This window comes from Flavobacteriales bacterium (genome assembly GCA_020635855.1).
Classification (GTDB): Bacteria; Bacteroidota; Bacteroidia; order JACJYZ01; family JACJYZ01; genus JACJYZ01.
In genome coordinates, this window is sequence record JACJYZ010000004.1 from 116,612 (window position 1) to 130,102 (window position 13,491).

Sequence of the window (13,491 nt, forward strand, 5' to 3'; positions counted from 1 at the left end):
AACAAAATAAATGTATGTAAGTATTTTTTTGTCATTTATTGTAAAGAAATCGCAGCATTTGCGTAGAAGAAAGCGTGCAAATGCCTTTTACTATAGGCAAAAGACCGTAACCGGTATAAAGCAAAGGATAATTTGACCACCTGATAACCCAGGCGGGAACACCTATGATGAAGTACTCACATATCTGTTCTATACGGAAAATTACAGGCATACTGACCGTATGCCTCGTGCTGTTTTCTCTCCTGCCTGCACGTGCCACACACGTGGTCGGTGGGGAGCTTTACTACGTCTGCAACGGCGGTTCCAATTATACCGTCACACTCAATGTGTACCGCGATTGCTACTACGCCGAAGCACCTTATGACGACCCCGCTGCCATCGGCGTGTTCGACAAGAACAACAACCTGGTCGGTACCATCTACATCAATTACCCGGGATCAAGCACCATCGCTCCCACACTCCCTTCACCCTGTATCGAAGAACCTTCCAATGTGTGTGTGGAGAAAGCTTCCTACACAAAAAGCGTCAACCTGCCCCCCATTCCTGGTGGCTATACCCTTGCTTACCAACGATGCTGCCGAAACATCACCGTGGTCAACGTCAATGACCCAACCAACACCGGCGCCACATTCTATACCAACATCCCCGACAAGGCAAAAGCCAGCTGTAACAGCAACCCCGTGTTCGACAACGACCCGGCCGTATATCGCTGCGTAGACATTGATGTCAATTACGATCACTCGGCCACCGACGCCGACGGAGACTCCTTGGTCTACTCACTTTGCACACCTAAAACATCGAGCAACGTGAACCCCATGCCGCAACCACCGGACAACCCCGCTTATTCCAGCATCACATGGAAAGCCGGGTACTCGGTCAACGACATGATGAACAGCACATCTCCGCTGACCATTGATGCGGCTACCGGACTGATCACCGGCACACCTGAGGTTACCGGCGTGTACGTGGTGGGGGTTTGCGTCAAAGAATACCGAAGCGGCATCCTGATCAACACCACCACACGCGACTTCCAGTTCAACATTGTGGAATGCCCGCCGGACGTGGCCACCGCCGTTACATCGGCCATGTCTGATTGCAGCACGTTAACCGTTGCTTTCACCAATTCTACCACCGGGGCTTCCAGTTATCTCTGGGATTTCGGTGATCCTTCTTCTACCTCTGACCAGTCCACCAGCACAAACCCGACCTACGCATACCCCGCCATCGGTACTTACAGCGTTAGCCTCATCGCATACTCCGCGCAGGGTGATGCCTGCAACGATACACTCACCGGTTATGCCGCAACGGCCGATACCTGTCCGCCCTGTGACCTCACCGTCTCAACCTCCATCACAAATGCAGACTGTAATGCGTCTTGCGGATGTAATGCAGGCATTAGTAAAAGCGGAACTACACTCACCATCTGGAAGTGGACCACCATCAGTGGTACCTGTGCGAAACTGGTATGGACTGTTGCCTGTTCTCAATGTGCAAACGTCTCATTCAATTATGCAGGCGGATGCAGTTTCAGTGGACCAAGCTATTGCAGTGGCTACTTCATCTCTAACGGCAGTCCATTGGCCCTCAGCTGTGATGGTGTTAACATGCTGGGTGGTTCGCCACCATCATCCATGACCCGTGACACGATCTGGGGGGTCACCGCAGGACAGGCTACTGCCAACCCATCCGGCGGCTCATCACCTTACACCTACCTGTGGGCCAATGGCAAGACCACGCAAACGGCTACCGGACTCAACCCCGGTAACTACTATGTGACCGTTACCGACAACAACGGCTGCACCGCCACCACCATCGCTTCGGTCGGACAAGACGGCACCACCTTCTCCCTCAGCATGAGCAAAACCGACGAGACCACCTGTGCCAGTGACGATGGAACCGCAACAGCCACACCCAGTGTAGGAGGTACCTACACCTACCTGTGGACACCTTCCAGCAAAACCACCCAAACCATCACCGGACTGGCGGCAGGCACCTATTATGTGCTCGCAGACAAGAGTGCTACTTCATGTGACGAAGTGGGAAGCATCACCGTGGGTGAACCCAACACCCTGGCACTGACCATGGGAGGCACCGACCTGTCCTGCTATGATGATGGGTCGGGGGAAGTCAGCGTCACCGTATCAGGAGGCAGCGGACCATACGATTACCTTTGGTCGCCAGGCGGACAAACAGAATCTTCCGTATCCGGGCTTGATGCAGGTACCTATACTTTAACAGTTACCGACAACGGCGGCTGCGAAGAGACCGACACACAGGCGATCACCGAACCCGATGAGATCGTTACATCCACTTCAACCACGGCTACTTCCTGCTATGGAGACAGCGACGGTTCTGCTTCGGTCACCGCTTCAGGCGGAGCCGGCGGCTTCACATACCTCTGGTCCAGCGGTGGCACAGGCACCACAGAGAGTGCGCTGGCTGCTGGTACTTACACCGTAACGGTGGAAGATGCCGATGGCTGCCAGGAGACCCCCACTGCTACGGTCAGCCAACCCGCACAACTGCTCGCCGAACTGTTCAACTCTTCCGACATCACATGCGGAGGTTCCTACACCGGAGAGATCACCGCGGTCATCTCAGGTGGTACTTCAGGACAATCAGACGTGGAGATCTATGCCGAAGACTTTACAGGGTATACCGGAGGTACAACAACCGGTTCCGGTGGACCCGACTGGACTTCTACTGCCGGTACTTCCACTTCTTTTGCTACCGGGATCTCAGATGTGCTGCAAATATCCACGGGATGTTACGACAGTGAGTTCGCCGGTAACCAGGATGAGTATTACAGCATCTGGACACCTTCGGGATCAGGCACCGTATATGTGACCAAACTCTGGTACTACCAGCACGACAATACACTGAGTGGCGCCGAGACCATCCAGATGGCCATGTACAACGACGGGGGTGGATACACCAAAATATCCGGTTCTGATGCCACACTCACCGGGACCGGTGCAACAGGTTGGATATCCGGTGATGTGACCACGCCTTTTGCCATCACACTGGGCAGCACCTACTGGATCGCCGTGACTTCTGCAGCGGCTACCTACGATGTGCCCAGGGACGGTGGTTCCAACTGCGGAAGCTATCCCCCTACCGGTACCGGTTCTTACTTTCAAAGCGGTGGTTCTCTGGATGCCAGTGTACCAACCGGTGCTTCCCAATCGGCCAGCCACTACATCATTCCGGGTATCACCTACTGCTCCAGCGATGAACTATTCTCCCTGAAAGGTACCAGCAGCGGAACGGAAAGCGTGTGGCAATCTTCTTCCATCGATATCTCCGGATGCACCAACATTGCACTTGACATCGACATCGCCGGGGATGCCGACAACGAAGCCGGGGATTATATCAAGGTATACTATGAGATCGACGGGGGCGGGGAAAACAATATCATCGACGTCAGTGGCGCCGGACAGGACGGGGTATCCAACTACAGCACTTTCACAACCTATTCCGATGAAGCCATTGCCGGTACTGGGTCGGCCATGGACATCATCATCCGGGCGGTCAACAACAACACCAATGAATATTACTACTTCGACAACATATCGGTTACCTGCGACCAGGCTGGATATACCTACCTCTGGAGCGACGGACAAACCGATTCCATTGCCGTTGCCTTGGGAGCCGGGGCCTATACCATGACCGTGACCGATGCCAACACTTGCACCGATACACGATCCATGACCATTGCCAGTCCGGGGGTGCTTTCGGTATCCACTTCCAGTACCAACGAATGTGATGGCGGAGGTGATGGTACCGGCACCGCCGAAGTTTCCGGTGGTGTGCTGCCTTACACCTATCTCTGGTGCGACGGGCAAACCACCGAAACAGCTACCGGACTTTCCGCCGGTAGTTGCGGAGTTACCGTCACCGACGGAAACGGATGTACCGACAACGGATCGGTAACCATTTCCAATGCCGGGGGGGGATCCTCAAGTGCCGTGGAAGTCGAAGACTTCAACTGCGACTATAGCACCGGCAGCATTGACATCACCGTCAGCGGAGGCAACCCGCCCTATCAGTATACATGGAGTACCGGTGAAACAACCGAAGACCTCAGCACACTCTCGGCAGGCTCCTACAGCCTGGTCATCTGGGATGCCGACAACTGCTCCGAAGCCCAGTCCTTCACCATCAGTTGTATCGTAGGACTGCCTGTGGAGCTGCTCTCCTTTGATGCCGAACCCGAAAAGGACAAAGTCCTGCTCAACTGGTCCACTGCGAGCGAGATCAACAACGACTACTTCACCGTGGAGCGTTCCGCCGATGCCAACCACTTCGACAAGGTGTTCACAACGCCGGGGGCAGGTAACAGCCAGCACATGATCTTTTACAAAGGGGAAGACCCGGAACCTTACCCGGGCATGAATTATTACAGGTTGAAGCAAACCGATTACAGCGGTGAATCATCATACTCTCACATGGTGGGTGTGTACTACGGCAACCCCAACCTCAGCGAGCTGCTGCGCATCTATCCCAATCCCGCCACACAGGTGCTCAAGTACATCGTCAGCTCTCCGGACGGGGGCACCCTATATGTAGACATTGTCGACATCACCGGCAAGAAGGTGATATCCCAGCAGCAGGTGATGGACAAGGGTATCCAGCAGTTCCAGATCGATGTGTCCAAGTTGAGCAAGGGTTCTTACCAGTTCAGGTTGGTACTGGGCAATCAGACTTACTCCGAGAACCTGCTGATCAAATAGGTTGCATGGTGTTACCCGGGCATTTTCTTTATGTATCCTTAATGTTCTTTTTCTACACAAGTCATCAGGTGTAATGACTTTTGAATCCCATTTAAGTTTGCACATAATTCATCTTTATTGATCACTCCATTTCAAAAGGGATTCAGGCCCTATCCGGTCATCTTTCTGATTGCACTAACGGTATGTATTTCCATCGGGTTCAGTTCACCTGTGTCATCCGGCAAATACACAGAAGGGTATCATATCCGCCTAGGCGCCCTGAAAACAGAAGCAAGTCGATTGGAAGATATGATCCGGGCCGGGGATCCCACCTCGGCAACAGGTGCCGACGCATTGCTCCAACAGATCAACCGAACCCGGGTGGCAATAAAAAGAACCGACTTCTGGCTGCGGTACCTGGATCCCAATCTGTACCGAAACATCAATGCACCGCTTCCTGTCGAATGGGAAACGGAGGTGTTCGAGAAATTTGAAAAACCTTATCGGCGTATAGGTGCCGGATTGACACTGGCGGCAACCTATCTGAAAGAAGGAAATGTAAACCGGGATTCACTTCTTTGGCTGGTGCAGCAAACCCTGGAGGCCATTGACCGCTACCGGAAAGACAGCATTGTTTCCACCTTGCAAAGCCACCACCAGTTCTTCCTGTGCAACCGGTTGTTCCTGCTTAACCTGGCTGCCATCTATACCACCGGCTTCGAGTGTCCGGACACCAGCAGGATCATTCCCGAGTTGCAGATCATGCTGGAAAACGTTGATACCATATATGCGTCCTACCAAATCGATTTCCCATCATATGCGCTTTCGGACGATTATACATCCCTTTATCAAAAAGCGGTTGCATTTGTTTCCAAACAACCACATGAATATTCCCGGTTTGATCACTACACATGGATCCGTGATTATGTGAACCCGTTGTTCGGCATGAACCAGGCCATGATTCGTCAATACAAGGTGAAGTCACGAAGTGTTAACGACTACACACTGAATACCACATCCAATTCGATCTTCAGCAAGCAACTGTTTTATGGCCAGAACCAGAAAGGTATTTTTTCGAGGGTGTCCGATCCGACGCTGATCGAAGAGATCCGCGAGACAGGTAAATTGCTGTTTTTCGATCCGCTTCTTTCCGGCAACAATCAGAGAAGCTGCGCATCCTGCCATAAACCCGACCAGGCATTCACTGATACAACACGGCGTACCGCATCCGATTTTGAAGGCACTGCTTCATTGCCGAGGAATACCCCCTCCCTGCTGAACGTTAAATACAATCACTTGCTGATGGCCGACGGCAAGCACACGACCCTGCAAAAACAGGGTAGAGCCGTTGTTTCCAACCCGGAAGAAATGCATGCGATCCCGGAAGAGGTGGTTAACAAAGTGATGGATTGTAAACAGTACCAGAAAGCTTTTAAAAAATTCCTGGCCTATACACCACAAGAGAAAGTGGTGACATTCGAGCACATCATATCAGCCATCACACTTTACTATGGTCGTTTCAGTGAATACGATGCTCCTTTCGACCAGGCCATGAACGGAAAAACGGCTGCAAGCGATGGCGTACGTGAAGGATTCAACCTGTTCATGAGCAGGGCACAATGTGCCACATGTCATTTCATCCCGCAATTCAACGGAGTGAAACCTCCCTATGTGTCATCGGAATTCGAAGTACTGGGCGTACCTGCCGACACTTCGTATCGATCTTTAAGTTCCGACAGTGGACGTTACGACATACATCCCGTTGATGAAATGCTGTTCGCTTTCCGTACCACCACATTGCGGAACACCGGCAAAACGCCACCATACATGCACAACGGTGTTTTCAATTCACTTGAACAGGTGATTGATTTCTACAATGCCGGTGGCGGCGCCGGGCATCATTTGCAGGTTCCCAACCAAACCCTGCCATCCGACTCATTGCGACTCAGTGTACGGGACAAACAGCTGCTTACTACTTTCATCCTCTCCCTCAATGAAGACATTCCGACAGAAACCATACCCGAACAACTGCCTGTCTCCGGGAACAAAACCCTTAATACCAGAAAAACCAGTGGAACTTATTAAAAGAAGACGGATGCTATGGATGACCAGCCTGCTGGTTATGATGGCCTGTGCACAACAGCAAAAGGTAACCTATGAATTTCCGAAAGAAATGCTGGATGACGTGAAGGTGGCTTATAAAGAGGAGTGTGACAGAGGACAGGTTCTGTACGACCTGAACTGCGGAAAATGCCACACATCTTATAAGGGCAGAAAAAAAATTGTACCCGACTTTGATGACGACCAACTCACCGGGTATACGCTGCGAGAATCCAACATGCGGCATACCGAAAGCCTACCCGACAGCCTCGTAAGCGAGGAGGACCTGATCATCATCATGACGTTTCTGCGGTATAAGACAAGGAATGAGTGAAAACAGCAAGAGCATACTGTAAGAGCATACAGCAACAGCATACGGCATACAATGAGGGCACCGGATACTCGCTTCTATGATTCGGAGGTCTTGCCCGAAGTGTGTATCTGCAGAAAGTGTAAGGGGAATAAAAACAATTTGGAGCAAGGAAGCTTACGGCACCGAACTGTATGCTGTATGCTCTTGCTCCAAACTGTTTTTGTGGACTATCTTCACTTCCATGCCACGATGACCTGGAGATTCACTATTCTTCCATTGTCAGATTTACAATGCAAGGGTTGCCTTTGTAGTTCAATTGAGCAAACGTTGAGGCAAGCATGAGTCGCAATGCTTTTTTCCCTGCGGTTTTCTTAAAATAGGATTCCCGCCTTAGAGCATCCTGCTTAAACAAATAGAATTCACAAAAGATAAGAATCAACGGCCCTCTGTTGGCGGTACTTTTGGTTTTTCCCTGTTGATGGTATTCCAGTCGTTTTACAAGGTTGCTGCTATAACCCACGTAAAGAAGATGGTCCTTCCGACTGAATAAAATGTAGACACAATAAGGCAAGGGCATGACAGAAAAATTGGTGCCCTCTATACAAATGTAACAGAATCAAGAAGAACTGCCCCGCAGCAGAACTCGTGCCTCGTTCGCTTCGGGGCACCATACCCTGAAGTGAAAAAGCCCAGGAGTCATGCAAAAAGCCCGATGAGTGATCATCGGGCTTTTTCTACTTCAGGGGTGGTGCGGGAGGGAGTCGAACCCCCGACACAAGGATTTTCAGTCCTTTGCTCTACCAACTGAGCTACCGCACCGTAAAACCGGTGGCAAATGTAATAAATTTCCATTTACGAATACCGTTCCCACGATTTACCTTTATACTTTTGTCGGATGCGACGTCTTGTCATTGATATGGGGTCCAGCCGCACAAAGGTCGCCGTGTTCAACTCCAATGAACTGGAAAACCAAGCCACGCTGGAGGCTCCCATTGCAGAACAACTGAAAGATTGGCTACCGGATCCGCACACGATTCAGGCATGCGTCCTTTCCTCGGTTGCCTCCGAAGACCCTGCACTCCTATCGTTTCTTTCATCCTTTCCGTTCTTCGTGCAGGTGGAAGCAGGCATGCGCACCCCGCTGAAAATGGCCTATGAAAGCCCGGAAACACTCGGCAACGACAGGTTGGCTGCTGCGATCGGGGCCTGGTTCATCCACCCAGGTAAAGATCTGCTGGTGATTGATGCCGGCACCTGCATCACCATGGACCTGGTTACGCACGATGCCACCTACCACGGTGGGAGTATCAGTCCCGGTCTGATGATGCGGTTCCGTGCCATGCATCAGTTCACGGCGCGGTTGCCGCTGGTTTCGCCCTCCGACGATGCATCTTTGACCGGCAGGAATACTGCGGCTTCCATTCGCTCCGGAGCTCAGAATGGGATCCTTGCGGAAGTGGATGGAATGGTCGCCCGATACCGCCAACAATTTCCACATCTCAAGGTCGTTCTGACCGGGGGCGATGCTTCTTTCTTTGAAAGCAACCTGAAATTTGACATCTTTGTCGCCCCAAACCTGGTTCTGGAAGGACTGAATTATATACTGAATGAACATACGACGCACTGAGATCCTCATCTTGTCTCTGCTGACAGCAGGTTTGGCCCATGCACAAACCCGGAGCAATTCACCTTATTCCCGATACGGACTCGGGGAATTACACCACAACATGATGGGCGAATTCACCGGACTGGGTGAACTCTCTCTCCCCATTCGCCATGCCGCAACACTCAACTTCGACAACCCGGCATCGTTGACCGCTATCAACAGCACCATATTCATGTTCGGGTTTTATAGCGACATTTCCCGTATCGAATCCAATTCCATCACAAACCCACCCGTCAACAACAGTTCCTCTGCGGCCTACATGGCCCTGGGATTGCGTATTACCAAACCGGATCGGGCAATCAAATGGAGTTCGGCACTCGGACTGCTTCCCTACAGCGGGGTTGGATACTCGGTAGAACAAAACGTAAAAATCAACCAGGTTGGGAACGTAAAATACCGGTTTGACGGAAGCGGCGGATTGAACCACCTGGTATTCGCCAATGGATGGCAAAAAGGTCCGGTATCCGTGGGACTTAAAACCGGTTATCTTTTCGGTAAGATAGACCGGGAACGCCAGAACCTGCTACCCGTTGATTCTGCGGCATTCAACAGCGCCGCCAAAAGCCGTTTAACAGTGGGCGACTTCACCCTGCAAGCCGGCGTGCAACTGGAACATAAATTGTCGTTGGGATCCGACTCCGAAGGCAAGAAAAGGGATTCCCTCCAGCTGATACTTGCCGGCACACTGGACCCTCAATCCAACCTCCCGAATACCCGGGAAGACCTGACCGTTACCCTGATTAATCCGGGTGGAATCACCATCGACACCATCAATTATACCTATAAAAAGGGGCCATTGCTCATGCCACTCAGCTGGGGAGTGGGCTTGTCTGCCGGCCAGCAAAATAAAAACAGGAAATGGCTCGTGGGTGTTGACTATCGCTCCCAGTTATGGTCGAATTATACCCTGTTCAACCAGACAGATTCGCTTGGAAACGCCCACAAACTCAGCATCGGCGGCCTGTATCAACCCAGGCCCACGGCCATTGAATGGCGCGCCGGACTGTTCCTTTCACAAACCTATTACTTCCTGAATAGCACACCCATTAAGGAAAATGGCATAGCATTTGGATTAGGCATACCCATCGCTGACATGCGCAGCAATGTGGCCAATTATTTGAATCTTAGCTTCGTCATCGGTCAAAGAGGTACAACCGACAACAACCTGATCCGGGAACCATTTATGAGGTTCACTTTCGGATTTACCTTCCAGACCATGACATGGTTTTTAAAACGCAAATACGATTGATATGAAAGCATGTAAGAACATCTGGCTGGCAATTGTGATGATTTTCTCCAGCCTCCTGGCATCTGCACAGTGCTTCCAGCCGAAAGACAACGGAGAAAAATTCGGAGCGGACAGTGCCAAATGTGTTGAATACCTTTCGCTGTACGGCGAGTATTACAAACAGAAGAACTATGACATGGCCTACAAGCCATGGCAAATGGCCGTAATGAACTGCCCCCGTTCCTCCAAGAACCTTTACATTCACGGGCCTACGTTGATCAAAAACGCCATGCGGAACACCAAAGACCAGGCGCAACTTAAGTTGCTGCTCGACTCTTTGATGTGTCTCTACGATCAACGGATCGAGTTCTTCGGGCAAAAAGGATATGTGACGAACCGCAAGGCAATTGACATGTTCACCATCACCAAGAGCAGTGAAAAAGCATTTCCTATGTTCGTTGAAGGTGTAGGTATGGAAGGCAATGAAACGGAAGCCGCCGCGCTGATCTATTATTTCCAGTCGGCCTGTGACATGCTTGACAAAGACAAAATTACCAAAGAACAGGTGCTTGAGGTCTTCGAACAAGTAACCGGTATCATTGATGCCAACCTGAAAAAGACCCCGAACGATGAAGGTTATCTGAGCGCGCAGGAAAACGTTGAAAAGATCTTTGTTACTTGCGGAGGCATAGCAGATTGTGAATCCATGATCGCCATCTTCAAACCTCAATATGAAGAAAAGAAAGGCAACATCGACTGGCTGAAGAAAGTGGCCAACCTGCTTGACAGGCAGAAATGCACCGATTCACAGTTGTTCTTCGACGTAGCCAAACAGATTCACGCCCTGGAACCCTCTTCATTCTCTGCCAGCCTGATCGCCGGCGTATCCATTGCCAAGGGTGATTGCTCTACGGCCATCAAGTACCTGCAAGATGCCGTTGAACTTGAACAGGATGCCGAGAAAAAATCAAAATACATGCTGGGCATCGCCAAATGTCAAGCCTCGCAGAAAAACTTCGGAGCAGCAAAAAGCAGTGCTCTCAAAGCAGCCTCCATCCGGGGTGGTTGGGGTGAACCTTACATCTCCATTGCCGAATGGTGTGCCCAATCGGCCGGTGAATGCGGCGACAACGAGTGTCTGCAGAAAGCGGCGTTCTGGGTGGCTGTCGACTACCTGAACAAAGCACGCGCAGTGGATGCCTCCTGTGGAAGCGAAGCCGGTAAACTGATCAGCCGCTACAGCCAATACTTTCCCAACAACGAAACCTGCTTCTTCCATGGCCTCAAGGAAGGCGATGAAGTACAGGTGGGTTGCTGGATCAATGAAAAAACCAAGGTCCGCTTTTGAGGACATTCATCCCATTGAATCAAACGGGCTGGCACCATTGGCGTGTCATCCCGTTTCTTTTTTTGTTCTGGGCCTGTGAGAATGACATGGAAAAGGTGAACTTGATCACGCAGGCAGAAGAACAGGCACAGGAGGTGTCAAAAGACATCGACATCCTTTACAGCGATTCCGCAGCCATCAAGGTACACCTGACAGCCCCCGTGATGAACCACTTCGCGGGTGATAACCCCCGCCTGGAATTTCCTGCTGGATTGCATGTGGAGTTTTTTGATTCCATCGGTGAACCCAGCGCCAACCTGTCTTCCAGGTACGCCGTGCGAAATATCAATGAAAAGAAAATGGAAGCCCGCAACGATGTGGTGGTGGTGAACACCAAAGGTGAGAAACTGAATACCGAATACCTGGAATGGGACGAAGAGGAAGGAATGATTCATACCAATGAAAAGGTACGGCTTACCACCGCAACCGAAGTGATCTGGGGGGAAGGACTGGATGCCGACCAATACTTCCGGCACTTCCAGGTTCGCAACATCCAGGGCAGTATTCTGCTGGACGACCTGGATACGGATTCAACCCAAACCACACCATGAACACCATCTACCAGGTGCTATGGATCATTGTGGCCGCCATCAGCCTCGGAACCTCCATACTGGCAGCCTCAAAAGGAGATCTTCGACAAGCATTATATTTTTTTATCTTTACTTTGCTTTCCTGTCTGCTTTTTTGGCGCAGAAGGAAGATGTCTAGAAACGATTAAGATGGAACCGTCGGAGGATACCGAATCGACCCTTACCAAGCCTGTCAGGTAAGTTATGGAAACAGGCCTGGTTATTCTCATTTCCCTTTTCTTTTCGGCTTTTTTCTCAGGCATTGAGATTGCCTATATCACCGCAAACCGCCTGGAACTTGAGCTCAAAAGAAAGAAAGGCATGCTTTCCGCAAAGCTCCTTTCCTACCTGACAAGACACCCGTCTCGCTTCATCGGCGCACTCCTGATCGGAAACAATGTGTCGCTGGTTTTCTATGGTATTTACATGGCAAAACTGCTGGAGCCACCGCTTCGCGACTACCTTGCCACCGACGGTGCGGTGATGGTGGCCCAAACCATTCTCTCCACCTTACTGGTGCTTTTCACCGCTGAATTCCTGCCCAAAGTGCTTTTCCGGATCAACCCCAACGCCATCCTGAGCACCTTCGCCATCCCACTGTGGATCATTTACCACCTCATGTTTGTGCTCGTATGGGTGATCATCGGTATGGCCGAATTCATCCTCAAACACATTTTCGGTATCGCCATCACCGACCAACACCCCGTTTTCGGGAAAACCGACCTCGACCACTACCTCCACCTTGCCACAACCGGCCCCAATACCGGTGAAAATATGGACCCCGAAATCCAGATTTTCAAGAATGCACTGGATTTCACCAATGTGAAAGTGAGGGAATGCATGGTTCCCAGGACAGAAATCGTAGCGCTTCCCATCGATTCGGCACTGGACGAACTCAAACACCAGTTCATCCGTACCGGACTTTCCAAGATCCTGATCTACAAGGATTCCATTGATCACATCATCGGATATACCCACTCCTACGAACTGTTCAAAAGTCCGAAACACATCAAATCAATCCTCCTGCCCATCATCATCGCGCCGGAAACCATGCGCGCCAATGAACTCATGGAAAAATTCATCCGTGAACACAAAAGTGTGGCTGTGGTGGTGGATGAGTTCGGCGGTACCGCCGGCATGGTGACCATGGAAGACATCATGGAAGAGATTTTCGGAGAGATCGAAGATGAGCACGATTCTGAAGAACTGGTGGAAAGAAAAATCGGCGATCACGACTACCTGTTTTCAGCCCGCCATGAGATCGATTACCTCAATGATACGTACCAACTCGGGCTGAAAACCTCCGAGGAATATGAGACCCTTGGTGGCATGATCACCTACTACCACCAAAGCATTCCACGGCTGGGAGAAGAGATCGTGGTGGACCGGCTCCAGTTCACCATCAAGAAAGCCTCCGATTCAAGGATCGACCTGATCCGTCTGAAAGTGTTGGAATAAAAGGTAAGTTAAGCCTTTTACACCACCTTTTAAATCTCAAGAATCCATTGTATATTCG

At 50.9% G+C, this 13,491-nt stretch carries 9 protein-coding genes and 1 tRNA gene; 8 read left to right on the forward strand and 2 right to left on the reverse strand.

The window, feature by feature from the left end; all coding sequences use genetic code 11:
- Window positions 1-164 precede the first annotated feature (164 nt).
- The 3 genes from H6585_12525 to H6585_12535 all read left to right on the forward strand — a co-directional run bounded on the left by H6585_12525 (window position 165) and on the right by H6585_12535 (window position 7,146).
- On the forward strand, window positions 165-4,733 hold the full coding sequence (locus H6585_12525) for a T9SS type A sorting domain-containing protein (protein MCB9449156.1): 4,569 nt from the start codon (window positions 165-167) through the stop codon (window positions 4,731-4,733).
- 159 nt (window positions 4,734-4,892) lie between these two features.
- Window positions 4,893-6,797: a cytochrome C peroxidase gene (locus H6585_12530; protein MCB9449157.1), complete on the forward strand. Its 1,905-nt coding sequence runs from the start codon at window positions 4,893-4,895 to the stop codon at window positions 6,795-6,797.
- On the forward strand, window positions 6,784-7,146 hold the full coding sequence (locus tag H6585_12535; protein MCB9449158.1) for a hypothetical protein: 363 nt from the start codon (window positions 6,784-6,786) through the stop codon (window positions 7,144-7,146). Before H6585_12530 ends, H6585_12535 begins: the two co-directional genes overlap by 14 nt.
- 244 nt (window positions 7,147-7,390) lie before the next feature.
- On the opposite strand, the gene H6585_12540 is transcribed toward H6585_12535, so the two are convergent.
- Complete coding sequence (locus tag H6585_12540) at window positions 7,391-7,696, reverse strand: GIY-YIG nuclease family protein (GenBank protein MCB9449159.1); 306 nt, start codon at window positions 7,694-7,696, stop codon at window positions 7,391-7,393.
- Between the two features lie 175 nt (window positions 7,697-7,871).
- Window positions 7,872-7,944: transfer RNA gene (locus H6585_12545), tRNA-Phe, on the reverse strand.
- Between the two features lie 76 nt (window positions 7,945-8,020).
- Here H6585_12545 and H6585_12550 point away from each other — a divergent pair.
- The 5 genes from H6585_12550 to H6585_12570 all read left to right on the forward strand — a co-directional run bounded on the left by H6585_12550 (window position 8,021) and on the right by H6585_12570 (window position 13,433).
- Complete coding sequence (locus H6585_12550; protein ID MCB9449160.1) at window positions 8,021-8,752, forward strand: type III pantothenate kinase; 732 nt, start codon at window positions 8,021-8,023, stop codon at window positions 8,750-8,752.
- Complete coding sequence (locus H6585_12555; protein MCB9449161.1) at window positions 8,733-10,040, forward strand: hypothetical protein; 1,308 nt, start codon at window positions 8,733-8,735, stop codon at window positions 10,038-10,040. Before H6585_12550 ends, H6585_12555 begins: the two co-directional genes overlap by 20 nt.
- 1 nt (window position 10,041) lies before the next feature.
- A complete protein-coding gene (locus H6585_12560; protein ID MCB9449162.1) occupies window positions 10,042-11,367 on the forward strand; it encodes a hypothetical protein in 1,326 nt (441 codons plus the stop codon).
- 86 nt (window positions 11,368-11,453) lie between these two features.
- Window positions 11,454-11,957 (forward strand): LPS export ABC transporter periplasmic protein LptC, encoded by a 504-nt coding sequence (gene lptC / locus H6585_12565; GenBank protein ID MCB9449163.1) that lies wholly within the window; start codon window positions 11,454-11,456, stop codon window positions 11,955-11,957.
- A 222-nt stretch (window positions 11,958-12,179) separates the two neighbouring features.
- Window positions 12,180-13,433: an HlyC/CorC family transporter gene (locus tag H6585_12570; GenBank protein ID MCB9449164.1), complete on the forward strand. Its 1,254-nt coding sequence runs from the start codon at window positions 12,180-12,182 to the stop codon at window positions 13,431-13,433.
- Window positions 13,434-13,491 lie beyond the last annotated feature (58 nt).